This is a genomic window from Thioclava sp. F1Mire-8, assembly GCF_002213165.1.
GTDB lineage: Bacteria > Pseudomonadota > Alphaproteobacteria > Rhodobacterales > Rhodobacteraceae > Thioclava > Thioclava nitratireducens.
The window spans coordinates 851,498-874,322 of sequence record NZ_NBNY01000001.1; the positions used below are offsets into that span (position 1 = coordinate 851,498).

22 protein-coding genes are annotated in these 22,825 nt (G+C 65.7%); 10 read left to right on the plus strand and 12 right to left on the minus strand.

Annotation, left to right across the window (positions count from 1 at the left end; translation table 11 throughout):
* Positions 1-7: 7 nt before the first annotated feature.
* Positions 8-1,996: a cellulose synthase catalytic subunit gene (locus B6V75_RS03970; protein WP_088718802.1), complete on the plus strand. Its 1,989-nt coding sequence runs from the start codon at positions 8-10 to the stop codon at positions 1,994-1,996.
* A 17-nt stretch (positions 1,997-2,013) separates the two neighbouring features.
* Here B6V75_RS03970 and B6V75_RS03975 read toward each other — a convergent pair whose 3' ends face one another.
* Positions 2,014-2,592: a hypothetical protein gene (locus tag B6V75_RS03975; RefSeq protein WP_088718803.1), complete on the minus strand. Its 579-nt coding sequence runs from the start codon at positions 2,590-2,592 to the stop codon at positions 2,014-2,016.
* Positions 2,593-2,878: 286 nt separating this feature from the next.
* On the opposite strand from B6V75_RS03975, the gene B6V75_RS03980 reads away from it, so the two are divergent.
* Positions 2,879-3,985 (plus strand): cache domain-containing protein, encoded by a 1,107-nt coding sequence (locus B6V75_RS03980; protein WP_168174439.1) that lies wholly within the window; start codon positions 2,879-2,881, stop codon positions 3,983-3,985.
* Between the two features lie 56 nt (positions 3,986-4,041).
* Here B6V75_RS03980 and B6V75_RS03985 read toward each other — a convergent pair whose 3' ends face one another.
* On the minus strand, positions 4,042-4,578 hold the full coding sequence (locus tag B6V75_RS03985; RefSeq protein WP_088719385.1) for a PAS and helix-turn-helix domain-containing protein: 537 nt from the start codon (positions 4,576-4,578) through the stop codon (positions 4,042-4,044).
* Positions 4,579-4,702: 124 nt separating this feature from the next.
* On the opposite strand from B6V75_RS03985, the gene B6V75_RS03990 reads away from it, so the two are divergent.
* From B6V75_RS03990 to B6V75_RS04000, 3 genes are read left to right on the plus strand one after another with little or no spacing between them, the layout of a single operon-like run.
* On the plus strand, positions 4,703-5,869 hold the full coding sequence (locus B6V75_RS03990) for an acetyl-CoA acetyltransferase (protein WP_088718805.1): 1,167 nt from the start codon (positions 4,703-4,705) through the stop codon (positions 5,867-5,869).
* Entirely contained in the window at positions 5,866-7,368 is a 1,503-nt protein-coding gene (locus tag B6V75_RS03995) for an AMP-binding protein (protein ID WP_088718806.1), read from the plus strand. Before B6V75_RS03990 ends, B6V75_RS03995 begins: the two co-directional genes overlap by 4 nt.
* Positions 7,368-8,171: a 3-hydroxybutyrate dehydrogenase gene (locus B6V75_RS04000; RefSeq protein ID WP_075774639.1), complete on the plus strand. Its 804-nt coding sequence runs from the start codon at positions 7,368-7,370 to the stop codon at positions 8,169-8,171. Before B6V75_RS03995 ends, B6V75_RS04000 begins: the two co-directional genes overlap by 1 nt.
* A 106-nt stretch (positions 8,172-8,277) precedes the next feature.
* Here B6V75_RS04000 and B6V75_RS04005 read toward each other — a convergent pair whose 3' ends face one another.
* From B6V75_RS04005 to B6V75_RS04015, 3 genes are all read right to left on the minus strand, one after another.
* On the minus strand, positions 8,278-9,816 hold the full coding sequence (locus B6V75_RS04005; RefSeq protein ID WP_075774750.1) for a tripartite tricarboxylate transporter permease: 1,539 nt from the start codon (positions 9,814-9,816) through the stop codon (positions 8,278-8,280).
* Between the two features lie 9 nt (positions 9,817-9,825).
* A complete protein-coding gene (locus B6V75_RS04010; RefSeq protein ID WP_075774638.1) occupies positions 9,826-10,257 on the minus strand; it encodes a tripartite tricarboxylate transporter TctB family protein in 432 nt (143 codons plus the stop codon).
* 66 nt (positions 10,258-10,323) lie between these two features.
* Positions 10,324-11,289, minus strand: a complete 966-nt coding sequence (locus B6V75_RS04015; RefSeq protein WP_199224664.1) for a tripartite tricarboxylate transporter substrate-binding protein — start codon at positions 11,287-11,289, stop codon at positions 10,324-10,326.
* Between the two features lie 114 nt (positions 11,290-11,403).
* Between B6V75_RS04015 and B6V75_RS04020 the strand changes: the two genes are divergently transcribed.
* From B6V75_RS04020 to B6V75_RS04030, 3 genes are read left to right on the plus strand one after another with little or no spacing between them, the layout of a single operon-like run.
* Positions 11,404-12,084, plus strand: coding sequence for a response regulator transcription factor (locus tag B6V75_RS04020; RefSeq protein ID WP_075774637.1), 681 nt, complete (start codon positions 11,404-11,406; stop codon positions 12,082-12,084).
* Positions 12,077-13,489 carry a sensor histidine kinase gene (locus B6V75_RS04025; protein WP_088718807.1) on the plus strand — a complete coding sequence of 471 codons (1,413 nt, stop codon included), beginning with the start codon at positions 12,077-12,079 and terminating at the stop codon, positions 13,487-13,489. The genes B6V75_RS04020 and B6V75_RS04025 overlap by 8 nt, the downstream gene beginning before the upstream one ends.
* Entirely contained in the window at positions 13,486-14,538 is a 1,053-nt protein-coding gene (locus B6V75_RS04030) for an ABC transporter substrate-binding protein (protein ID WP_088718808.1), read from the plus strand. The genes B6V75_RS04025 and B6V75_RS04030 overlap by 4 nt, the downstream gene beginning before the upstream one ends.
* Positions 14,539-14,749: 211 nt before the next feature.
* On the opposite strand, the gene pcaF is transcribed toward B6V75_RS04030, so the two are convergent.
* The 3 genes from pcaF to B6V75_RS04045 are packed head-to-tail and all read right to left on the minus strand — an operon-like array spanning position 14,750 to position 17,350.
* Positions 14,750-15,955, minus strand: a complete 1,206-nt coding sequence (pcaF, locus tag B6V75_RS04035) for a 3-oxoadipyl-CoA thiolase (RefSeq protein ID WP_088718809.1) — start codon at positions 15,953-15,955, stop codon at positions 14,750-14,752.
* The gene (locus tag B6V75_RS04040) at positions 15,948-16,631 is read right to left on the minus strand and encodes a CoA transferase subunit B (RefSeq protein WP_088718810.1); all 684 of its coding nucleotides are present in this window, start codon (positions 16,629-16,631) and stop codon (positions 15,948-15,950) included. Before B6V75_RS04040 ends, pcaF begins: the two co-directional genes overlap by 8 nt.
* Positions 16,628-17,350: a 3-oxoacid CoA-transferase subunit A gene (locus B6V75_RS04045; protein WP_088718811.1), complete on the minus strand. Its 723-nt coding sequence runs from the start codon at positions 17,348-17,350 to the stop codon at positions 16,628-16,630. The genes B6V75_RS04040 and B6V75_RS04045 overlap by 4 nt, the downstream gene beginning before the upstream one ends.
* A 104-nt stretch (positions 17,351-17,454) precedes the next feature.
* On the opposite strand from B6V75_RS04045, the gene B6V75_RS04050 reads away from it, so the two are divergent.
* Positions 17,455-18,216 (plus strand): IclR family transcriptional regulator C-terminal domain-containing protein, encoded by a 762-nt coding sequence (locus B6V75_RS04050; protein WP_088718812.1) that lies wholly within the window; start codon positions 17,455-17,457, stop codon positions 18,214-18,216.
* 3 nt (positions 18,217-18,219) lie between these two features.
* Here B6V75_RS04050 and B6V75_RS04055 read toward each other — a convergent pair whose 3' ends face one another.
* From B6V75_RS04055 to lipA, 3 genes are all read right to left on the minus strand, one after another.
* Positions 18,220-18,981, minus strand: coding sequence for a DeoR/GlpR family DNA-binding transcription regulator (locus tag B6V75_RS04055; protein WP_088718813.1), 762 nt, complete (start codon positions 18,979-18,981; stop codon positions 18,220-18,222).
* A gap of 96 nt (positions 18,982-19,077) precedes the next feature.
* Positions 19,078-19,725 carry a DUF3047 domain-containing protein gene (locus B6V75_RS04060; RefSeq protein WP_075774629.1) on the minus strand — a complete coding sequence of 216 codons (648 nt, stop codon included), beginning with the start codon at positions 19,723-19,725 and terminating at the stop codon, positions 19,078-19,080.
* Between the two features lie 219 nt (positions 19,726-19,944).
* On the minus strand, positions 19,945-20,895 hold the full coding sequence (gene lipA / locus B6V75_RS04065; protein WP_075774628.1) for a lipoyl synthase: 951 nt from the start codon (positions 20,893-20,895) through the stop codon (positions 19,945-19,947).
* A gap of 300 nt (positions 20,896-21,195) precedes the next feature.
* Here lipA and B6V75_RS04070 point away from each other — a divergent pair, with 300 nt between their 5' ends.
* Complete coding sequence (locus B6V75_RS04070; protein ID WP_075774627.1) at positions 21,196-21,744, plus strand: peroxiredoxin; 549 nt, start codon at positions 21,196-21,198, stop codon at positions 21,742-21,744.
* 57 nt (positions 21,745-21,801) lie between these two features.
* Here the strand turns inward: B6V75_RS04070 and B6V75_RS04075 are convergent, their stop codons facing one another.
* Entirely contained in the window at positions 21,802-22,695 is an 894-nt protein-coding gene (locus B6V75_RS04075; RefSeq protein WP_088719386.1) for a LysR family transcriptional regulator, read from the minus strand.
* Positions 22,696-22,825 lie beyond the last annotated feature (130 nt).

The window sequence follows — 22,825 nt, forward strand, 5'->3', positions numbered from 1 at the left end:
GGACGGCATGTTCTTCTATCCGCAACTGGGAGAGCTTGGCTCGGCGGCGATGCAGCTCATCCTCGTGGTGGGCATCACGGCCATCCTGCCGAGCTTCGTCAACACGCGGCGCAACTGGCACCGCGCGGTCTTGCTGGGGATCAGCGCCGTTCTGGCGCTGCGCTATATCTGGTGGCGCGGAACCGAGACCCTCGCCCCGCCCGGCCTGACGCTGGACGCGCTGGCGAGCTGGTCGCTCTATGCACTCGAAGGTCTCACCATGATCGGCTCGCTCAGCGCCTTCCTGGTCCTGTCGCGGATCAAGCTGCGCAGCGAGGACGCGGATCGATACGTCAATCTCCCGACCGAGCGAGAGCCGCTCGTCGCTATCCTGATCGCCACCTATAACGAGGATCGCGACGTTCTCGAACGCACCATCGTGGGCGCGAAGTTCCTGCGTCACCGCAACAAGACGATCATCGTCTGCGACGACAGCCGCCGCGACTGGCTGCGCGATTTCTGCGAGGCCAAGGGCGTGCGCTACATGCGCCGGGCCGACAACGAAGGGCAAAAGGCGGGCAATATCAACCACGCGCTGGACCGGCTGGCCGAAGAAGAGGTGCAGCCCGACTTCGTCGCAATCCTCGATGCGGATTTCGTGCCCCATCGCGGCTTCATCTCACGCACGCTGGCGCTGTTTCACGACCCCGAAGTGGGGCTCGTGCAGACGCCGCAACACTTCTTCAACTCCGACCCGATCCAGCACAATTTCCGCCTCGACAGCTCCTATCCCGACGAGCAGCGTTTCTTCTTCGATCAGATGCAGCCGTCGCGCGACGGCTGGGGGATCGCCTTTTGTTGCGGCACCTCCTCGGTCTGCCGCTGGAGCGCGTTGCGCGAGATCGGCGGCTTTAACACCGAGAGCGTGACCGAGGATTTCATGCTGACGCTGGCGTTGCAGAACGCGGGCTGGCGCACCGTCTATCTGGCCGAGCCGCTGACCGAGGGGCTCGCCCCGGAAGGGCTCAAGGAATACATCACTCAGCGCGCCCGCTGGTGCCTCGGCCTGATGCAGATCGCGCGCTCCTCGCTCGGACCGTTCTCGAAGAGCAACCTGCGCCTGCGCGACCGCTGGAGCGTGATCGACTCGATCCTCTACTGGACCACGACCTTCCCCTTCCGGATCGCGGCGATCTGCTATCCGCTGCTCTACTGGTATTTCAACATCACGGTGGTGAATGCGGGCCTCGCGGACGTACTGAGCTATTTCGGTGTCTACTACCTGTGGAGCCTGATGACGCTCAACATGCTCAGCCGCGGTATGGTCGTGCCGATCCTGAACGATGTCAGCCAATTGATCGGCGCGATCCCGATCGCTCGCGCCGCCTTCACAGGTCTGCTGCGCCCCCATGGCCACCCGTTCTCGGTGACCGCGAAAGGCGGGGATCGGTCGAAAGTCGTCGTGCAGTGGCGGATCATGACGCCGTTCCTGATCCTGCTTTTCCTGACGCTGGGCGGCCTTCTGATCGGGATCATCTGGGATCGCTTCGCCTATTTCGACGCGGGGGACGGTAAATGGGTGATCCTGTTCTGGACCATCTACAATCTGTTCCTGCTCGCCGCGACCTGTCGCGCCTGTGTGGAGCTGCCCCGGCGGGAAATCCATGTCGCGGACAAGCCCGAGCGGATTTCCTTCGACTCCGACGGCGTGGAATACTGGGTCTGGATGACCTCCTTCACGATGGACACGGTGCGCCTTCGCGGCCTGACCTTACCGGAACAGACCCGCGGCAAACTGACGATCGACCAGATCACCGGCCCGATCGAGTGCTACGTCATCGCGAAGACGCGGGACGGCGCGCGGTTGCAGCTGCTCCCGACCGAGGAGCAGCGCGAACAGCTCTTCGTGCGCTTCTACGCGGAAGGCGACGAGCCCGGCGTCAGCCATGTCCGCCCGGGCGCCCTCCTGCACGACATCTACCGCCGTTTCCTGCCGAAATACTCGTCGGACGAGTGACCCCGCGAGGGCAGGCATCAATAGGTGTTGATGGAAAGACCCACGAAGGCTTCCTTGGCGAAGGCCCGCCAGCCAGCCCGGATCGAGACCGGCCCGTCGCCGATTTTCTGGGTCACCGCAATCGTCCGCTCGGAATAAGTGTCGCTTCCCCCCGCCGAAAGCTCGAGCCCCAGACCGGAGCGATTCCCGGCCTGAAACAGCGCGAACCAATCCTGATCGATCGTGTTGTACTGGGCCAGCAGGAAGACATGCCCGAAACGAGTCGGCGAATAGTGCTCCAGTCCCGCCCGCACCCCGAGTCGCCAGTTATCGTCCGACAGCGTCCGCCCGATGCTGGGCCCGACCTTCAGCGTTCCGATTTCCCCAAGCGCGAAGTCACGCGTCACCACGGCCCCGGTCGACCAGCCGCCCTCGTAATCGGAGAAATTCGCGCCGAAACTCACCTTGCCGCGCGATATCGCAAACACCGCATCGGAGGTGTTCGTCCCGAGATCGGCCTGCAAGAACGTCCCGTCTGCGCGGGCGGGCGAGACCGGCCCCAGCGACAGTGTCAGCGACGTCGCGACCGCGACGCTCAGCCAGTGAATCTTGTGCATTCTGCGAATCCTGTATAGCTCTGCCTGAGACCTTGGCGGCCTCCTCTGATTCCCCTTAACCTTAGGGAAACTCTTGTTTTTCAGCACCGTCCAATACGGAAACAAGGCGTATCCTTCGATGGCGAGTGTTCGGCGTCGATTTGCGCTTTGCAAGCGGCCTGACCCCGGTCCCGCAAAAAGGTTCACAACAACAACCCGACACCACTTTCTCGCCGTAATTAACCATTAACTATGACTTATAGGCGTTCCCTCCTGTACATAACTTAGGATTGAAACGAGGATGACCATGCGTCGAAATCACAATCTCGGGGGCATTTTCCTGCGTACCGCTATGGCGATGGTACTTGTCGTGGCCGCGACTGCAGTCTTCGTCGCAAAGATCGTCTCGGACCGGGCCCACGAGTACCAGGTAGCTATCGAGCACAAATTGGTCCTCCGAGGCTCGGACGCGATCGCGCTCAGCTTCAACACGGCTTTGACGCGGGAATGGGACAGTATGCACGCCGTGGCGCGGGCCCTCGGTTCTGCAACGCAAGACGACATCGACAGGTTCATGGACGCCGTCTCGCGGACCGGCGGTCAGGTCGCCTGGGCAGGCTTCGCCGCGCCCGATGGCACGATCATCTCCGGCTCGAACGGCTATGACGTCGGCAAGAATGTCAGCTCCAAGCGGTGGTTCCGCGACGGCATACGCGTGCCGTCGATCGATTCCATCACCGAGGTGATCACCAATGCGCAGACCGGCGAGCCGGAGCGTTACCTGAACCTCTCGACCCCGGTGAAAGGCGCGAACGGACAGAAGGCCGGTGTGCTGGTCTACCGCGTGCGGATCGCGTGGGTGCGCAGTTTCCTGTTCGAAGCCAGCAAGGAGCTTGGCATCGACGTGGTCGTGCAGGACATCAACGGCGATACCGTGATCGACACCCGTCACCACGGCACCCCCCTCCCCGACAATCTGACATCGGGCGCGAGCCTGCGCAGCAAGTCCTCCGGCGTCTTCCACATCGTGGACGACAAGAACGGGGAAACCTATGCTTTCGCACCGAATTTCGTCGAGGACGAGCTGCCCAATTTTGGCTGGCGGGTTTTCGCGGTCCTGCGCCGCGACAACGTTTCGACCGATCTTCCGATGCTGACGCAGGTGACGCTGGCGACGGTCGCGGCGGCGGCGCTGTGCATGCTGATCGTGACGCTGGTCTTCCTCAAGCTGCTGCTGCGCCCGGTCGAGCGGCTCGCACGGGATGCCAAGAGCATCGCGGACGGCAATTACGTCTTCCCCGAAGAGGCGACAAGCTCGCGTGAGGCCGCGTCGTTGTCGAGCGCTCTCGCGATCATCCAGAGCAAACTGTCGCCCAAGAACGGCGCCCCACGGGAACCCAAACCCAATCCCTGACGAGGGAGCGAACTCGAAGGGGCGCTCGGGCGCCCCTTTTTCATCTGGAATAAGCCTTACAGCGGCAGCCCTGTCAGCCGTGCCACCAATTCGGCAGTGTTGCGCGCGCCGAGCTTGGCCTGCAGCCGCGCGCGATGCGCCTCTGCCGTGCGCGGCGACAGCTCCAGCACCCGTGCGATCTCCTTGTTGGTCTGCCCCTCGGCCAGAAGGGCTGCCACCTGCCGCTCTCGCGCCGTCAGATCGGCGACGGGGCGCGATTCCGAGAGATCCGCAAAGCTCCAGACCGCGCGCGCGAAAGGATCGTCCGGCGTCAGGGATTGCCCGCGCACCCGGCACCAGAACAGTGCCCCGTTCCGGCGCTGCATGATCCGCTCATCGGCATAGCGCCCGGTCTCACGCATCCGCCGCAACCCGATCTCGCCGATGCGCAGAAACTCCTCCTGCGACGGGTAGAGCACCGCGAGCGAGCGCTGCGGCAACTCGTCTTCGGCGTAGCCGAAGGTTTCGCAAAACCGCGCGTTGCACCGCTCGATCACCCGATTGCGGGTGACCGCCAGCCCGACCGGCGCATGATCGAAGGCCAGCACCGCCATGTCATCGCTGTCCAGCAGGTCCTGCTCCATCCTCTTCTCCCGATAGCGTAGTTCTACGAATAGAGGTCGTGCCGCCCCTGCGCTAGTCTCCGCCGCAACGGAGAACCATTGGGAGGAGAGCCGCATGGACGCGAAGATCGTCGGCTGGGGCCATACGAAATTCGGCAAGCTGGAGGGGCGCACGCTCGAGGATCTGGTTCTCGAAGCGGGCGGCGGCGCGTTGGAGCACGCCGGGATCGACCCGACAGAGATCGACGGCATCTGGCTGGGGCATTTCAACTCCGGGCTGGTGCCGGACGGGTTCGCAAGCTCGCTCGCGCTGGGGATCGACGACAAGCTGCGCTTCACGCCTGCGACCCGCGTCGAGAACGCCTGCGCGTCGGGCTCGGCTGCGATCTATGCCGCGCGCGATGCGATCCGTTCGGGCCGGGTGAAGGCCGCGCTGGTCATCGGGGCCGAGAAGATGACCGCGAACGACACCGCAGGCGTCACCGAGGCGCTCGCCGGAGCGTCTTACCAAATGGAGGAGGCGGGCGTCTCCTTCCCGCAGATCTTCGCGCGCTTCGCTCAGGCCTATTATCAGGCGCATGGCGACCGTTCCGCGGCACTCGCCCGGATCGCGGCGAAGAACCACCACAATGCGCTCGCCAACCCGCTGGCGCAGATGCGCAAGGATGTGGGGTTCGAGTTCTGCAACACGGTGAGCGACAAGAACCCGATGATCGCCCCGCCGCTGCGGATGACCGATTGCTCGCTGATCTCCGACGGGGCGGCGGCGCTGGTCATGGTCGCGGACGACCGCGCGGGCGATTTCGCCAATTCCATAGGTTTCCGCGCCGCCGAGCAGGTCAATGACTATCTGCCGATGTCGCGCCGCGATCTGCTGGCCTTCGAGGGCCCGGCGGAGGCTTTCCGCCGTGCCTATGCTTCGGCGGGCGTGGGGGTCGGTGATCTCTCCTTCGCCGAGGTCCATGACTGTTTCACCATCGCGGAATTGCTCGTCTACGAGGCGATGGGGCTGGTGCCGCAAGGCGCCGGCGCGCGCGCCATCGACGACGGGCTCGTGCTGCGCGACGGGAAGCTTCCGGTGAACCTCTCGGGCGGGCTGAAGGCCAAGGGTCATCCCGTGGGCGCGACCGGCGTGTCGATGCATGTGCTGGCCGCGATGCAGCTCACCGGGCAGGCGGGCGAGATGCAACTGCCCGGCGCGGAACTGGGCTGCGTCTTCAACATGGGCGGCTCGGGCGTCGCGAATTACTGCTCGATCCTCGAAGCGGAGCGCGCGGCATGAACCCGGCGGAGTGGCTGATCCGCAGCGCGATCCGCACCCCCGACGCCCCCGCGCTGCTGCAGGGCGAGGAGCTGCGCGCCACCTATGCGGAATTCGCCGATCGCGCCGCCCGGATCGGGGCTGCGCTGGTCGCGAAAGGGATCGCTCCGGGCGACCGCGTCGCGCTGTTCGCCAAGAACTGCCCGGAATATCTCGAGGCGATGTATGGCGCGTGGTTCGCAGGCGCAGTGGCGGTGCCGATCAACGGCAAGCTGCACCCGCGCGAGGCCGCATGGATCATCGAGGCTTCAGAGGCGAAGCTTGCCTTCACCGGGGGGCCGGAAAGCGATCTGGGCGTCGAGACGGTGGACCTGAGAGGCCCGGCCTATGCCGATCTTTTGCACCATGTCCCGATGCTCGCCCCGGTCGAGATCGCCGCCGACCAGACGGTTTGGCTGTTCTACACCTCCGGCACGACCGGGCGGCCCAAGGGCGTGTGCATCACCTCGGCCAATGTGCAGGCGATGTGTCTGGGGTATTTCTCGGACGTCGACAGCGTCGAGCCGCAGGACGCGATCCTCTACGCCGCGCCGATGTCGCATGGCGCGGGGCTTTACAACTTCGTCCATGTGATGCGTGGCGCACGCCATGTGGTGCCGCGCTCGGGCGGGTTCGAGGCCGACGAAATTCTCGACCTCGCGCCGAAGCTGCAACATGTCTCGATGTTCGCCGCCCCCACCATGATCCGTCGTCTGGTGGACCGCGCCCGCGCCGCGGGGCAGACTGGCGAGGGCATCAAGACCATCGTCTATGGCGGCGGTCCGATGTATGTCGCCGATATCATCGAGGCAGTCGAGGTGATGGGGCCGCGCTTCGTCCAGATCTATGGCCAGGGCGAGAGCCCGATGACGATCACCGCCCTGTCGCGCGAGCTGGTGGCGGATCGCACACACCCGCGCTGGCGCGAACGACTGGCCTCGGTCGGACTCGCGCATAGCCCGGTCTCGGTGCGGATCGCTGATCCCGATGGCCGCCCCCTGCCCGCTGGCGAGACCGGCGAGATCCTCGTGCGCGGCGCGGCGGTGATGTCGGGCTACTGGCAGAACCCGGAGGCGAGTGCGAAGGCGCTCCGCGGCGGCTGGCTCTGGACCGGCGATCTGGGCACGATGGATGCGGACGGCTTCGTCACGCTGCAGGATCGCTCCAAGGATGTCATCATTTCGGGCGGCACCAACATCTATCCCCGCGAGGTCGAGGAGGTTCTGCTGCTGCACCCTTCCGTCCACGAGGTCGCGGTGGTCGGGAAACCCGACCCGGAATGGGGCGAGAGCGTCGTGGCCTTCGTCACGCCTGCGCCGGGAGCCGAGATCGACCCGGCCGCTCTCAATCAACACTGCTGCGAGCAGATCGCACGCTTCAAGCGCCCGAAGGCGTATCGCGTGATCGCGCAGCTACCCAAGAACAATTACGGCAAGGTTCTGAAAACCGAGCTGCGCAAACTGGTGACGGAGGAGGATTGATGTCGCAACTGGAGGGAAAGACCGCACTGGTGACAGGCTCGGTGCAGGGGATCGGGCTCGCCATCGCCAAGTCGCTGGCCGAGGCGGGCGCGCGTATCGCGCTGCACGGGCTGGCCGATGAGGCGCAGATCGCCAAGGCGACGGCGGTGCTGGAAAAGGCGGGTTCGCCCGAGGTGAAGTTCTTCGACGCCGACATGGCCGATCCCACGCAAATCGACGCGATGATGGACGCGGTCGCGGAGTGGGGCGGCGCGGATATCCTCGTGAACAACGCAGGCATCCAGCGCACCACCAGCCTTGCCGACGCCACGCCCGAGATCTGGAACGCGGTGCTCGCGGTGAACCTCTCGGGTGCATTCCATACGATGCGTCGCGCGATGCCGGACATGGCCGAGCGCGGCTACGGGCGGGTGATCAATATCGCCTCGGTGCATGGGCTTGTGGCCTCGGCCAACAAGGCGCCCTATGTCGCCTCGAAATTCGGCCTCGTCGGCATGAGCCGCGTCGCGGCGCTGGAATATGCGCAGGCGGGCACGCGTGAAGCGGGCGGCGTGACGGTGAACTGCATCTGCCCGGGCTGGACCGAAACCGACATCCTCGGGCCGCAGATCGCGGAACGCGCAGCGGCCCATGGCGGCGACCGGGCCGCGGGGATCGCGGATCTTCTGGCGGAGAAGCAGCCGACGCGACGTCTCTCGGACCCGTCCGAGATCGGGGCGCTCGCGCTTTGGCTCTGTGCGCCGATCGCCCACAATGTGACCGGTACGTCCATTCCGGTCGATGGTGGTTGGACCACGCAGTAACGGATCGGAGGCAAAAAGGGGGCGGCGGATTGACCACCGCCGCCCCTGCCTTCAATCCGGCGCAGGCACCGCGGGGGAGGTGCGGTGCCTGCGCTTGGGGGTGCGATCAGTCTTCGATCGCACCCTCGTCATCGCGGCGCTCATGCATCCGCGCTTTCACGAAGCGCCCGAGGAACAGCGGCAGGATGAAGCCGACAATCGCCACCGTCCACAGGCCGATTGCCAGCGGGCTGCCGACCAGCGTTCCGTAATCGCCATTCGAGATCGTGACCGCCCGGCGGAGGTTGTTCTCCATCGTGTTGCCCAGAAGCGTGCCGAGAATGATCGGCACCAGCGGCACGTCGAGCTTGCGCAGTACCCAGCCCATCACGCCGAAGCCGATCATCACCAGCAGATCGAAGCTGGAGCCGGAAATCCCGTAGATCCCTACGAAGGACACCATCGCGACGATCGGCATCAGGATGCGCGGCGGGATCATCAGGACGCGGGTGAAGATGCCCACCATCGGGATGTTCATCGCAAGCAGCATGAAGTTGGCGATGAAGAGCGCCGCGATCAGGCCCCAGACGACATCGGGGTTGTTCTGGAACAGCAAGGGGCCGGGCGTGATGTTGAGCGACAGAAGCACTGCCAGCAGCACCGCCGTCGTCCCCGAGCCCGGCACGCCGAGCGCCAGCATCGGCACAAGCGCACCGCCGGCTGCCGCGTTGTTGCCCGCCTCGGGGGCCGCGACACCGCGCGGGTCGCCCGTGCCGAAGGTGTTCTTGCGGTCCACCAGCTTCTTCTCCATCGAGTAGGAGATGAAGGAGCCCAGCGACGCCCCTGCCCCCGGCAGCACGCCCGCGACGAAGCCCAAGAGCGACGAGCGCAGCATGGTCGGCGTCGTCTCTTTCACCATCTTCCACGGGGGTGTGATGCGCCCGACCGAGACCTTGTGACCCGCGCCGGTGGCCGAACCGTGGCGGTGCTCGAGGAAGATGAACACTTCCGACAGCGCGAAAAGACCGACGATCGCGACTAGGAAATCGAGCCCGTCATAGAGGTGCACCTCGCCGAAAGTCAGACGCGGCACGCCGGTCTGCGTGTCCACCCCGATCACCGACAGGCCGAGGCCCAGCATCGCGGCGAAGGCCGATTTCGCCTGATTGGTCGAGGAGACCCCGCCCAGCGTGGCAAAGGCCAGCGCGAAGAGCGCGAAATATTCCGCCGGACCGAACAGCAGCGCGAATTTCACCAGCTGCGGCGCCAGCAGGATCAGGCCCCAGGTGGCGATGAAAGCACCCACGAAGCTTGCGATACCCGAGAGCGACAGCGCCTCGCCCGCGAGGCCCTTCTTGGCCATCGGATAGCCGTCGAGACAGGTCATCATCGCGGGTTCGTCGCCCGGAATATTCAGCAGGATCGAACTGATCCGCCCGCCATACATCGCCCCGTAATAGACGCTCGTGAGCAAGATCAGCGAGGGCGTGGCTCCCAGCCCCAGGGTGAAGGCAAGCGGGATCAGGATCGCGACGCCGTTGGACGGGCCGAGGCCGGGCAGCGCGCCCATCATGGTGCCGAGGAACGTGCCCAAAAGCGCGAGCAGCAGGTTTTCGAAGGTCAGAGCGGTGTGAAAACCGTCTGCGAGTGACATCAGGGTGTCCATCATTTCACCTCAGAAACCGAAGGGGCCGCTGGCGAGCGAGAGGCCCAGCACCAGCTTAAAAATTACGTAGATACCGATCGAGGTGGCGACGCCGACGACGACGGATTGCAGCGGCCGCGTGCCCAGCCGCCATGTCAGGTAGGCGCTGGCAAAAGCGGTCGCGATCAGGAAGCCCGCGATGGGCAGGAATTCCGCATAGAGGATCATCACCACGACGGCGGCGAGGATTTCAGCGAGCCGCGAGAGGCTCGGCCAGACCGGGTCGGGATCGGGCTTGAGCAGGATCGCGAGCGAAGCCAGCCCGAGGATCACCGCGATCACCAGCGGAAAGGTTTTCGGCCCCACCGCATCCGACAGGAAACTTTCTTGGATTTGCAGCGTCGCCCAGCCGTAGAACAGCGCGAGGCACAGGCCGACGGCGCCGAAGATGCGATCACTCATGATCCCCTCCCTTGAAATGAAGGCGCGGCGGCGCCCTTGGGCCCGCCGCGCGCATGGGTGTCTCGCTTACTTGATGATGCCGATCTGGCGCGAGATGTCCTGGATCTGCTGGACCGACTTCTCGACGAAGGCCTCGAATTCGGCGCCCTGCAGGTCGAGTGGGGCCAGACCGTTGGCCGCCATCACCTGCTTCCACTCGTCCGAAGCGTAGAGCTTGCCGACCTTGTCGACCCAAGCCTGATAGGCTTCGTCGGACATGCCGCCCGGTGCGTAGAAGCCGCGCCAGTTGGCGCCGATCGCATCGATGCCCTGCTCTTTCGCGGTCGGGAATTTCGAGAATTCACCGTCCAGACGCTCGGGTGCCAGCACCGCGATCACACGGATATCGCCGGAATCGACGAAGCCCTTGGCTTCCGACAGATCGCCGGTAAAGGCTTGGACCGAACCCGCGAGAAGCTGGGTCACCGCTTCGCCGCCGCCGTCGAAGGCGATGTACTTGACCTTGCGCACATCGTCGATGCCGTAAGCGTCAGCCGCGATCAGAACCTTGAGGTGGTCCCAGCCACCCACGGCCGAGCCGCCCGCGACGGAGACCGAGTTCGGGTCGGCCTTGATCTTGTCGAGCAGTTCCGGAAGCGTCTGGATGTCGCTGTCGGCAGCCACGGCGATCACGCCGTAATCCGCTCCGATCGATCCGACCCAGCGGACCTGATCCATCGAGTTGCCCGGATAGGCGCCCTGCGCCAGACGGGTCGCGGTGGCCGAGGAGGCCGCGACGATCAGGTTATCGTCGTCGTTGCGCTTGTTCACCACTTCGGCGAAGGCCACGCCACCGCCGCCGCCGGCGAGGTTCACGACCTGCATGGTCGAGTCGATCAGACCCAGATCCTGCATGGTCTTGCCGACCTGACGGCAAGTGAAGTCCCAGCCGCCGCCGGGGTTCGCCGGTGCGATGCATTCCTGTGCCGACGCGCCGGTCGCGACGGTGAGCGCCGCGGCAGCAATCGCCGCGCGCATGAGTTTAAAAGCCATGGTATATCCTCCACTGTCCGCCCGTTGCCTCCCGCAGCGGGCTATGGGACGGGTTTTACCGCTTGAACCTGTCACGAACCTGTCACAGGTTCGGAGCCGAAACGGGGAGGATGGATGCGGCTTCTGCTAGTGGAGGATGCCGAGGAACTGGCCGAGGCCACGCAGCGTCGGCTTGCGCGGTCCGGCATGGCCTGCGATCTCGCCGCCACCGTAGAGGAGGCGCGCGATTTTCTGGCGGTGCAGGCCTATGACGCGGTGATCCTCGACATCAACCTCCCCGATGGCAGCGGCACCGACCTCTTGCGCGAGATGCGCGCGCAGGCCGCGATGATGCCGGTGCTGATGCTGACCGCGCAATTCTCGGTCGACGACAAGATCTCCGCCTTCCAGCTCGGGGCGGACGACTACCTCGTAAAACCCTTTGATCACCGTGAGTTGGAAGCAAGACTTCATGCGATCGGGCGACGTCAGGCGACCGACCGCTCCGCCGATCTCGAACTCGGACATCTGCGCTACAACGCAACGGCGGGCAGCGCCTCGGTCGGGGATCAGGCGCTGAAACTGACGGGCCGCGAATTCGCGCTGCTGGGAATTCTCATGCGCAATGCGGGGCAAGTGATGTCGAAGGACCGGCTGCACGAGGGGCTTTACGCCTTCGACGACGCGGTGCCGGGCGACAACGCGATCGAGCTTTATATAGCTCGGCTGCGCAAGAAGCTTACCGGCAGCGGGGTCGAGATCGAGACCCTGCGCGGACGCGGCTACCGTCTGGCGGCGCGCGACGGCGATGTCTGACGGCGCGCGCTCCCACGACACCGGCCTCGCCGCCACGCGATCCCTGACGGCGCGGCTGGTGACCGGACTGTCGGGGCTGATGATCGTCGGCGGGCTGATCCTCGCGCTCGCAGCCTTCGCCTATGGGCGCACGGCGGCCCGCGACGCCTTCGACCGGTTGCTGGTGGGGGCCGCCAATGACATCGCCGCTTCGATCTCGATCCGCGACGGCGCGCCGGTGGTCGATCTTCCGGTCTCTGCCTTCGAACTCTTGGCCCTCGCCCCCGACGACCGCATCGCCTATCAGGTCAGCGGGCCTAAAGGCGCGGTGCTCACAGGCTACAAGGACCTTCCCCGCCCGAACACGACGGCACAGGACTCGGAGCTTTACGATGCGCGCTTCAAGGGAGAGCCCGCGCGCTACATCCGGGTCACGCGCCGTTTCGCGGAACGCCAGTTCTCCGGCACGGTGGAGGTGATCGTGGGGCAAACCCTGCGGGCGCGCACCCAGCTTGCGCTCAGCATCACTCGCAACGCGCTTGGCGGGCTGGCGGTCGGCGGCATCGCCATGCTCGCTTTCGCGATCATCATCGTGCATAGCGCGCTGCGCCCGCTGGAGCGGCTGGCTCATGGCATCTCGGAACGCGATCCACAGGACCTGACCCCGATCCGCGCCGCCGTCCCGCGCGAGGTCGATGTGCTGGTGCAGGCCACGAACGGGTTCATGGGGCGGCTCGACCGGCAGTTCGCCACGATGAAAAGCCTGATCTCGGACACCGCGCATCAGTTGCGGACACCCGTCGCCGCCCTGCGCGCGCAATCCGACCTCGCCGCCGAGGAAGACGACCCGGCGCGGCGCGACCAGATCGTCGCGAAGATACATTCCGGAACGGTGCGGCTGAGCCGCCTGCTCGATCAGATGCTGTCGCGCGCGCTTGTGATCCACCGCGCCGACAGTGCGCGGCGCGAGCGGGTCGATCTGCGCAACATCGCCTTGGATATCTTCGAGGAAGGCGATCATGCGGCTCTCGCGCCGGGCAGCGACATCCGGCTGGAGATCGCCGAGGCGGAGGTGCCCGTGCTGGCCGATGAGCTCTCGCTGTCGGAGGCAGCCAAGAACCTGCTGGGTAACGCATTGGCGCATGGCGAGGCCCCCGTCACCATCGGCGCGGAGCTGCGCGACGGGCGCGCCCGGCTCTGGGTGCGCGATGCGGGGCCCGGCCCCTCCCCCGAACTGCGCGCGCGCCTGGGCGAGCGTTTCGCGCCTGGGCGCACGGACACGCGGCGGCGCGGCGCGAGCAGCGGGCTGGGTCTCGCCATTGCGCAATCGGTGGCCGAGACCTATGGCGGCACGCTGGAGATGGAAAGCGATGCGGCAGGCTTCACCATCGCGATCACCCTGCCCCGAGCCGAGGAGGCATCATGATCCGCATGCTCCTGTCCCTGTCGCTCTGGCTGTGCCTGAGCTTCCCCCTTTTGGCCGCAGAGCCCGAGGCCGTCCGCACCTTCGGCCTAGATCAGCCCGCCCGCAAGATCACCCTGCGCACCACGACCGACGTCAATATCCTCGCCCCCGCGATCAAGGCGTTTCTCGACACCCAGCCCGGCCTCGCGATCCGGTTCGAGCAATGGGGCTCGAACGACCTCTACGATATCTCCGAGGCCGATTGCGCGAAGGGCAAGCCCGGCGCCGAACTGGTGATCAGCTCGGGCGTGCAACATGTGGTCAAGCTGGTGAACGACAATTGCGCCGCCACATGGATTTCGCCCGAGACGACGGCACTGCCGAAGGATCTGCGCTGGCGCGATCAGGTCTGGGGCATCTCGCGCGAACCCGCGGTGATGATCTACAACCGCGCGCTGGTTCCGCCCGAGGACGTGCCGCGCACGCGTTTCGATCTGGTCGACCTGCTGCGGCCCGCGCAATCGCCCTATACCGGCAAGATCGCGACCTATGACATAGCGGATTCCGGGCTGGGGTTCCTCTTCGCTTTTCTCGACAGTCAGGAGGCCAGCACCTTCGGCGGCTTGATGGAAGCCTTTGCGCGCTCCGGCGCGGTCGCGACCTGCTGCTCGGCCGAGATCATCGACGGTGTCGCGGGCGGCCGCTACCTGATCGCCTACAACATCCTCGGCTCCTACGCGGCGCAGGCGGCGCGCGACAATCCCGATCTGGGTATCATCGCGCCCGCCGATTACACGCTGGTGCTCTCGCGCGCGGCCTACCTTCCGGGGCCCGAGCCAGATCCGACCGCCGCCAAACTGCTGGATTTTCTGCTCTCACCCGCGGGCCAACGGGCGCTGGCGCAGACCAAGCTGATCGACCCGATCGCGAATGACGGCGGCGGCAGCGACAGCGACGAGACGCTGACCTTGCAACGCCTCATCGCACTGGGCCCGTCGCTGCTGGTCGCGACCGACACGATGAAAGCCGCGCGGTTTCTGGAGCGCTGGCGCGATACCTTTGCGCAATGAGTGGCGGAGGGGCGGCTCAAGCGGAGACGCGCTCCGTCTGAAAGGGTGTGCGCCGGTCCGTGGGATGGCGCACGCGACCCTCGGGCTGGGCGGTCAATCCCCGCCACGCCCCTCCATTCGCCGAGCGGCGCGCGAATGGCAGATGCGCCAGCCCGCCGGGACGGACTGGCGCACGCCCTGCGCCTTCGGCACGTAGCGGGCGCAGTCTCGGTTACACCGCCTCCAGCGCCACGGCGATGCCCTGACCCACGCCGATGCACATCGTGGCCAGCGCCCGTTGGCCCTTGCGGCGCACCAGTTCCAGCGCCGCCGTGCCGGTGATCCGCGCGCCCGACATGCCCAGAGGATGCCCCAGAGCGATCGCGCCGCCATTGGGGTTCACGCGCGCATCGTCATCCGCAATGCCGAGATCGCGCAGCGTGGCCAGACCTTGGCTGGCAAAGGCCTCGTTCAGCTCGATAACATCGAAGGCGTCCTGAGCGAGTCCCAGCCGCGCCATCAGCTTCTTGCTGGCAGGCGCAGGCCCGAAGCCCATGATCCGGGGCGGCACGCCAGCCGCGGCCCCGCCCGAGATCTTCACCAGCGGCGTCAGCCCATGTTTGCGCACGGCCTCCTCGGAGGCGATGATCAGCGCCGCCGCGCCATCGTTCACGCCGGACGCATTGCCCGCCGTGACCGTGCCGTCGGGGCGCACGATGGGCCGCAGCTTGGCCAGCGCCTCAAGCGTCGTGCCGGGGCGCGGGTGCTCGTCAGTGTCGACCACGACCGGATCGCCCTTGCGCTGCGGGATCGTGACCGGGGTAATCTCCTCGGCCAGACGGCCCGCTTCCATCGCCTTGGCAGCAGCCTCCTGCGAGCGGACCGCGAAGGCGTCCTGATCTTCGCGGCTCACGCCGAAATCATCGGCCACGTTCTCCGCCGTCTCGGGCATCGAGTCGACGCCATGGGCTTCTTTCATCAGCTTGTTCACGAAGCGCCAGCCGATGGTCGTGTCATAGACCGCATTGGCGCGGCTAAAGGCGGCCTCGGCTTTCGGCATCACGAAGGGCGCGCGCGACATGCTCTCGACACCGCCCGCGATCATCAGATCGGCCTCGCCCGCCTTGATCGCGCGGGCGGCTGTGATGACCGCATCCATCCCCGAGCCGCAAAGCCGGTTGATCGTGGTCCCCGGCACGTTCACCGGCAGACCCGCGAGCAGCGCCGACATCCGCGCCACGTTGCGGTTGTCCTCGCCCGCCTGATTGGCGCAGCCGAAGATCACGTCTTCGACCGCTTCCCAATCGACGCCCGTGTTGCGCGCCATCAGAGTTTTCAGCGGGATCGCCCCCAGATCGTCGGCGCGGACAGGTGCCAGAGCGCCGCCGAAACGGCCGATCGGGGTTCGGATATAGTCGCAGATATAAGCGTCACGCATCGGCCAACTCCTCGGGACAGATCAGGTCACCCACTTCGCCCTCGACATGGAGGGTCGCGCCGGTGACGGATTGCAGCTCCTCCATCGAAATCGCGGGGAGCTTTTCGCGCAGGACGAAGCGGCTATCGACCACGTCCACGACGGCGAGCGACGTATAGACGCGGGTCACGCAGCCCACGCCGGTCAGCGGGAAGGTGCAGCTTTCCACCAGCTTCGGCTGGCCCTTCTTGGTGACGTGGTCGGTGATGACAGCCACGCGTTTCGCGCCATGCACAAGGTCCATAGCCCCGCCCACGGCCGGCACGCCTTTCGGTCCGGTCGACCAGTTCGCCAGATCGCCCGTTTCGGCCACCTGATAGGCGCCGAGGATCGCCACGTCGAGATGCCCGCCCCGCACCATTGCGAAGCTGTCGGCATGGTGGAAAAACGCGGTGCCGGGCTTCAGCGTGATCGCCTTTTTCCCGGCATTGATGAGGTCCCAGTCCTCCTGACCGGGTTCGGGCGCACGACCGAAGCCGAGCACGCCGTTTTCCGTGTGAAAGATCGCCTCGCGGCCTTCAGGCTGGAAGCGCGCGACCATCTCGGGAAAGCCGATCCCGAGGTTCACATAGGCGCCGTCTTCGATGTCCTGGGCGGCGCGCCATGCGATCTGTGCATTGCTCAGTTTCTGGGTCATGGGTGATGGGCTCCGGCGCGGTTCAACTCTTCTTCCTGGGCGGGATTGGCGACCTCGACGATCGCATCCACGAAGATGCCCGGGGTGACGATGACTTCCGGGTCGATCTCGCCCGGCTCGACCGCCTTGCTCACCTGCACGATGACCTTTGCCGCCGCCGTCGCCATCAGCGGCGAGAAGTTCCGCGCGGCCATCCGGTAGGTCAGGTTGCCAAGCGCGTCGCCCTGCTCGGCCTTGATCAGCGCGTGATCGGCCTTGAGCCAGCGCTCCATCACGTAGTCGCGGCCGTCGAATTGCTGCACCGGCTTGCCCTCGGCCAGATCGGTGCCCACGGAGGTCGGCGTGAAGAAGGCCGGAATGCCCGCGCCGCCTGCGCGGATACGTTCGGCGAGCGTGCCCTGGGGCACCAGTTCCAGCTCGATCTCGCCCGCCAGATAGCGTTCGGTAAACACCGTCGGATCGGCCGAGCGCGGGAAAGAGCAGATCATCTTCTTGACCATACCCTGCTCGATCATCGCGGCGATGCCGACGTGGCCGTTGCCTGCGTTGTTGTTGATCACGGTCAGCCCCTTGGGCGATCCGGTCTCCAGATAGCGGTCGATCAGGGCGTGGATCAGTTCGATCGGCGCGCCCGAGCCGCCGAAACCGCCGACCATCACCGTGGCGCCGTCTTGAATATCGGCCACAGCCTCGGTCAGCGAGGAAAGTCTCTTGTCCATTTGCGGTCCTCCTGAGGCCTCGGATTTAGACCTGCGTCGCACAGCTTTCCACGGATTTCGTGCGCATCTTGACATTTGTTCGCATCGCGCGAAAACCTGTTCGCATGTTGAACAAACCGACCGATTTCATCGCCTCTTTCGCCAAGGGGCTACGCGTCATCGAATGTTTCGGGGCCGAGACGCCGCGGCTCTCGATTGCCGAGGTGGCGCAGGCGACGGGCTTCGACCGGGCCACGGCGCGGCGCTGTCTGCTGACGCTGAATGCGGAAGGCTACGCGGAATACGACGGCAAGTTCTTCACGCTGACGCCGAAGGTTCTGCGGCTCGGGATGGGGGCGCTGGCCTCGCTGCCGCTGCCGCAGATCGTGCAGCCCTGGCTCGATCAGCTGACCGATCGGATCGGGCAGAGCTGTTCGGTCTCGATCCTCGACGGGACGGAGATCGTCTATCTCGCGCGGGCGGCGCAGAGGCGGGTGATGTCGATCGGGTTGATGCCGGGCTCGCGCCTTCCGGCGCATTGCACCTCGATGGGGCGCGTGCTGCTGGCCGCCCTGCCCCCGGAGGACGCCCGCGCAGCCGTGGAGGCCTCGGACCTGACGCCGCGCACGGCCTATAGCCTCACAGATCCGGGCGAAATCCTCGCGCGCATCGATCAGGTGCGCCGCGACGGCTATGCGGTGATCGATCAGGAGGTGGAGATTGGGCTGCGCTCCATCGCGGTGCCGCTTTACGACATCCATGGGCGGGTCGTGGCCGCGCTCAATACCGGGATGGCGGCGAGCGCCGATCCGGCGGAGACGCTGATCGAGACCTATCTGCCGGAACTCACGCGGGTGCAGACGGGGCTGCGGCGCGTGCTGCGCTGAGCCTCACCCCGCCACGGTAATCTCGGTGTCCCATTGCGCGCAAAGCGCCGTGAGCGCATCCGGCAAGGGCTTGTCGATGAAAACCCGGTCGATGTCGGAGAGCGAGGCGAGCCGCACCGGCGCTGAGCGTTCCAGCTTCGACGCGTCGGTCACCAGAAAGCTCTGCCGCGCCTGCCGCAAGATCCGGCGGCTGACGCGCACTTCGGCGAGATCGTAATCGAGCATGTCGCCGTCGGAATCGAGCGCGGAGGTCCCGATCACCGCGAAATCGGCTTTGAATTCGCCCATGAAATCCGCCGTCAGGTCACCCACCAGCCCGCCATCCGAGCGGCGCAGATTGCCGCCCGCGACGAGGATATCGCAGCTCTCATTGGCCAGCAGGATATTGGCGACATTGATGTTATTCGTGACCACGGTGATGTTGCGGTGATGCAGAAGCTCTCGCGCCACCGCCTCGGTCGTGGTGCCCAGCGTCAGCACGATGGAGCTGTTGTCGGGGATCGCCTGCGCACAGGCCCGCCCGATCGCCGCCTTCGCCGCCTCGTTCATCCGGCGGCGCTCTTCATAGGCGAAATTCACCACGCCGGTGCGGATCACCGCCCCGCCATGCACGCGTTCCAGATGCCCCGCTTCGGAGAGCTCCGTCAGGTCGCGCCGGATCGTCTGGACTGACACATTGAAGCGTTCGGCCAAGGCTTCGACCACCACACGGCCCTCGTCGCGCGCGATCTCGAGAATTTCGGACTGTCGGAAATTGAGCGCCATCCTGCCCCCCTTTTGGGTCTTGCTGCCACAGGTTACCGACAAAGTCATGTCTTGGCAGTGTTTTTGTGTGAAATCACCGGAAGCCGTGTGGCGCGGTCAGTTCAGCTTCAGCCCCGAGATCCGGGCACGGATCGCGCTGTCAGTGTCGTCGCTGTCCCCTGACAGCGCCAGCCCCACGAGCTGCGTCGGCTGGCCCCCGAAGGCGCGCTGATAGTCGCGCGCCAGATCGACGCTCTCGGAATGCGATCCGGTGCCCGCCGGGCGCAGCACCACCGTTTTGCCGCGCGCACCGAGATAGGGCGACGGCAAGAGCGCCCCGCGCCCATGCGCGCCACCCCAGACATACATCAGCACCCGCGCTTCCTTCACCGCCAGAAGCTTGCGGATGCCCGCCCCCTGATTGGCCCGGGCGACCGCCTCTGGCATGAAGACGAAATAGAGCGAGAGGTCGCGATCGTCGCCGCCCTTTCGGTCGAGCTTCGTCGGCGGGACGCTTTGGCTGACCGACCATTGCCACGCGGCCTTGCGCGCGCCCCAATCTGCCTGAGGCAGCGCACGCCAGATCAACGACACCGCCCCGTCCGAGCGCATCTCCACGCCGTTTGGCGATTGTTCCCAGTCATTCGAGGAAAACAGCGAGAACCGCTGCTCGGTCCAGCCACCGAAGATCGAGGCCGGGGCTAGGCCCGGCATCAGCCCCACGCAGAAGCTTGATGCGAGAAAGGCGATCGACAGGCGGCGCATGACACTCTCCTCTTGCTTGGCTGACAGGGCTACGCAGGCAATCGGCGCGCCGGATCACTTGGCCCGGATGATGCCCGCAGGTCGCAGACCGTCAAGACAGGGCGCGCGCGATGCGCTGCAGTTTCGCGACCTGTTCGGCTTGGAGAAAAACTCACCCGACTCGCGAAATGAAAAACCCGGCCACCGGGGCCGGGTTCTTTCAGATCGCTTCTGGCGCACTCAGCTCAGGCCGAGCTTCTTCAGCCGGTTCTCGCGCAGCCGCGCAAAGTCGTCGCCCGCGTGATAGCTCGAGCGGGTCAGCGGCGTCGCCGAGACCATCAGGAAGCCCTTGCCGTAGGCCGCTTTCTCATAGTCGCGAAACTCTTCCGGCGTGACAAAACGCATCACGGCGTGGTGCTTCGGCGTCGGCTGCAGATATTGCCCGATGGTCAGGAAATCGACATCGGCCGAGCGCATGTCATCCATCACCTGACGGACCTGCGGCGCCTCTTCACCCAGACCCACCATGATGCCCGATTTGGTGAACATCGACGGATCCAGCTCTTTCACGCGCTGCAACAGGCGCAGCGAGTGGAAGTAGCGCGCGCCGGGGCGCACGCCGGGATAGAGGCCCGGCACGGTTTCGAGATTGTGGTTGAACACGTCGGGGCGCGCCTCGACAACCTTCTCCAGCGCGGCGGGCTCGCATTTGAGGAAGTCCGGCGTCAGGATCTCGATCGTGGTGTCGGGCGAGCGGTGACGGATCGCGCGGATCGTCTGGGCGAAATGCTCCGCCCCGCCATCGTCCAGATCGTCGCGGTCGACCGAGGTGATCACGACGTGGTTCAAGCCCAGCGTCTCGACCGCGTGGGCGACGCGGCCCGGCTCGAACACGTCGAGCGCGTCGGGGCGACCGGTGGCCACGTTGCAGAAGGAACAGCCACGGGTACAGATTTCGCCCATGATCATCATGGTGGCGTGGCCCTGGCTCCAGCATTCGCCGACATTCGGGCAGCCCGCCTCTTCGCAGACGGTGACCAGCTTGTTGGTCTTCAGAATGTCACGCGTCTTCTTGTAGCCTTCCGAGACCGGCGCTTTCACGCGGATCCAGTCGGGTTTCTTGGGCTGAGCATTGTCGGCGCGATGCGCCTTTTCGGGGTGGCGTTCACCGGGCATCTTGAGATCGCGCATGATCCATCCTTTCGGAGTGCGGTTGATCGTCACATAAGCCGATTGCGTGCCGGATGCAAATGCGCAGGCCCAAAGGCAGTATTGCACACCGCGCGAGGCTGCGCGATCTGCCCGAGGCCGTGGCAAGCGGACAGAGCGGGGACGAACATTCGCAACGCCGACATCCGCCAACGGCCTCTTGTGAAGGTCGCGCGGCGAATGCTGCATCTGCAAAGTCAGCGATTGCGACCGAAAGCGACATCCGTTAGTCAGGCCTCTCTCCAAAACGCAACCTTCCCAACCGATCAAGGAGACCTCCCTATGCTTCCCGGTTCGAAACTGCCCGACGTCACCTTCCACACCCGCGTGCGCGACGAAAGCATCGAGGGGCCGAACCCGTTCCGCTGGCAGGACAAGACCACCGCGGATTTCTTCGCGGGCAAGCGCGTGGTGCTGTTTGCGCTGCCCGGCGCCTTCACGCCGACCTGCTCGACCTACCAGTTGCCCGGTTTCGAGAAGGGCTTCGACGATTTCGCCGAACAGGGCATCGACGCGATCTATTGCCTGTCGGTCAATGACAGCTTCGTCATGAACCAGTGGGCCAAGGCGCAGGGCCTCGAGAACGTGCAGGTGATCCCCGATGGTTCGGGCGAGTTCACCCGCCGCGTCGGCATGCTGGTGCGCAAGGACAATCTCGGCTTCGGTCTGCGGTCGTGGCGCTATGCGGCCGTCGTCAATGACGGCGTGATCGAAGCCTGGTTCGAGGAGCCCGGCCTCGAAGACAACCACGGCGAAGATCCCTATGGCGTGTCCTCGCCCGAGACCGTCTTGAACTGGCTGGTCGACGCCAACGCCGAAGCGGCGGCGTGACCAACTGCCGGCCCGGTTTCGGGCCGGCGCTCTAAGCCACGGGGCGCGCGGCGGCGGTCAGAACCGTCTGCGCGCCTGCGCGACCAGCCCCTCGCCCGCCTTTCGCAACACGCGTACCAGCGGATCGAACCATGCCTCGGCATCGGAGACCTCGCGGGCCCGCACCAGCCGGACCATCCGCGCGGGCTCCTCGTCGAAACGACTTAGCGCGAGCGTCGGGACGGCGCGCGTTTCCTGCAGGCTCGCGATCTCGGGCACCAGCGTCAGCCCCATCGCCTGCCCCGCCAGCGCACAGAGCGTGCTCAGCGACGACGCACCAAGGTCGATGCGTTGCGCCGCCCGCGTCAGCCCGCACAGCGCGAGCGCCTGATCGGCAAGGCAATGCCCCTCATCAAGAAGCAGCAACTGATCCGGGTCGATCGCCTGCGGGCTGAGGCCGCGCACCATCGTCAGCTGGTCCGGCGTGCCCGCCAGCAGGAAGCGATCCTCGAACAGCGAGGCCTCGAACAGTTCCGGTGCCGGGGTGGCGATGATCGCGGCATCGAGGCGGCCCTCGGCTATCTCGGTCAGCAGCGTCTCGGTCGTGGCCTCGCGCAGCCGCAGCGCCCCTTCCGCGCGCAGCCCGGGCAAGGCGGCGGGCAGCAGATAGGGCGCGATGGTCGGGATCACGCCGAGATTGATCTGCCCCAGCCCGCGCCGCGCCTCGGACTGCAGATCGCGCAACTCGCCCGCGACCCGCTCGGCGGTCTCCAGCACCCGCCGACCCGCCCGCGTCAACCGCACGTCGCGCGGGCGGCGCTCGACCAGCGGCTGACCGACCTGCTCCTCCAGCTCGCGGATTTGGACCGAGAGCGCGGGTTGGCTGACATGGACCAGTTCGGCGGCGCGCGAGAACGAGCGCGCCTGGGCGAGCGCACGCAGATAGGTGAGTTGGCGAAGCGTTATATTCATAGTCATCAATTATCGATACTTGGATATTTTTACAATTTCTCTTTATGCGAATGTTGGTGGAGGAAGCATACGAAGAGGCCACTCTCCAATTAAAATTCTCGCAGCGACGAAGACGTTGGCCCGCGAACAG

Bases quoted from the DNA above. Each gene is read 5' to 3' on its own strand.
- B6V75_RS03970 (WP_088718802.1), top strand. From the start codon at position 8: ATGTTCTTCTATCCGCAACTGGGAGAGCTTGGCTCGGCGGCGATGCAG.
- B6V75_RS03975 (WP_088718803.1), bottom strand. From the start codon at position 2,592: ATGCACAAGATTCACTGGCTGAGCGTCGCGGTCGCGACGTCGCTGACA.
- B6V75_RS03980 (WP_168174439.1), top strand. From the start codon at position 2,879: ATGCGTCGAAATCACAATCTCGGGGGCATTTTCCTGCGTACCGCTATG.
- B6V75_RS03985 (WP_088719385.1), bottom strand. From the start codon at position 4,578: ATGGCGGTGCTGGCCTTCGATCATGCGCCGGTCGGGCTGGCGGTCACC.
- B6V75_RS03990 (WP_088718805.1), top strand. From the start codon at position 4,703: ATGGACGCGAAGATCGTCGGCTGGGGCCATACGAAATTCGGCAAGCTG.
- B6V75_RS03995 (WP_088718806.1), top strand. From the start codon at position 5,866: ATGAACCCGGCGGAGTGGCTGATCCGCAGCGCGATCCGCACCCCCGAC.
- B6V75_RS04000 (WP_075774639.1), top strand. From the start codon at position 7,368: ATGTCGCAACTGGAGGGAAAGACCGCACTGGTGACAGGCTCGGTGCAG.
- B6V75_RS04005 (WP_075774750.1), bottom strand. From the start codon at position 9,816: ATGGACACCCTGATGTCACTCGCAGACGGTTTTCACACCGCTCTGACC.
- B6V75_RS04010 (WP_075774638.1), bottom strand. From the start codon at position 10,257: ATGAGTGATCGCATCTTCGGCGCCGTCGGCCTGTGCCTCGCGCTGTTC.
- B6V75_RS04015 (WP_199224664.1), bottom strand. From the start codon at position 11,289: ATGGCTTTTAAACTCATGCGCGCGGCGATTGCTGCCGCGGCGCTCACC.
- B6V75_RS04020 (WP_075774637.1), top strand. From the start codon at position 11,404: ATGCGGCTTCTGCTAGTGGAGGATGCCGAGGAACTGGCCGAGGCCACG.
- B6V75_RS04025 (WP_088718807.1), top strand. From the start codon at position 12,077: ATGTCTGACGGCGCGCGCTCCCACGACACCGGCCTCGCCGCCACGCGA.
- B6V75_RS04030 (WP_088718808.1), top strand. From the start codon at position 13,486: ATGATCCGCATGCTCCTGTCCCTGTCGCTCTGGCTGTGCCTGAGCTTC.
- pcaF (WP_088718809.1), bottom strand. From the start codon at position 15,955: ATGCGTGACGCTTATATCTGCGACTATATCCGAACCCCGATCGGCCGT.
- B6V75_RS04040 (WP_088718810.1), bottom strand. From the start codon at position 16,631: ATGACCCAGAAACTGAGCAATGCACAGATCGCATGGCGCGCCGCCCAG.
- B6V75_RS04045 (WP_088718811.1), bottom strand. From the start codon at position 17,350: ATGGACAAGAGACTTTCCTCGCTGACCGAGGCTGTGGCCGATATTCAA.
- B6V75_RS04050 (WP_088718812.1), top strand. From the start codon at position 17,455: ATGTTGAACAAACCGACCGATTTCATCGCCTCTTTCGCCAAGGGGCTA.
- B6V75_RS04055 (WP_088718813.1), bottom strand. From the start codon at position 18,981: ATGGCGCTCAATTTCCGACAGTCCGAAATTCTCGAGATCGCGCGCGAC.
- B6V75_RS04060 (WP_075774629.1), bottom strand. From the start codon at position 19,725: ATGCGCCGCCTGTCGATCGCCTTTCTCGCATCAAGCTTCTGCGTGGGG.
- lipA (WP_075774628.1), bottom strand. From the start codon at position 20,895: ATGCGCGATCTCAAGATGCCCGGTGAACGCCACCCCGAAAAGGCGCAT.
- B6V75_RS04070 (WP_075774627.1), top strand. From the start codon at position 21,196: ATGCTTCCCGGTTCGAAACTGCCCGACGTCACCTTCCACACCCGCGTG.
- B6V75_RS04075 (WP_088719386.1), bottom strand. From the start codon at position 22,695: ATGAATATAACGCTTCGCCAACTCACCTATCTGCGTGCGCTCGCCCAG.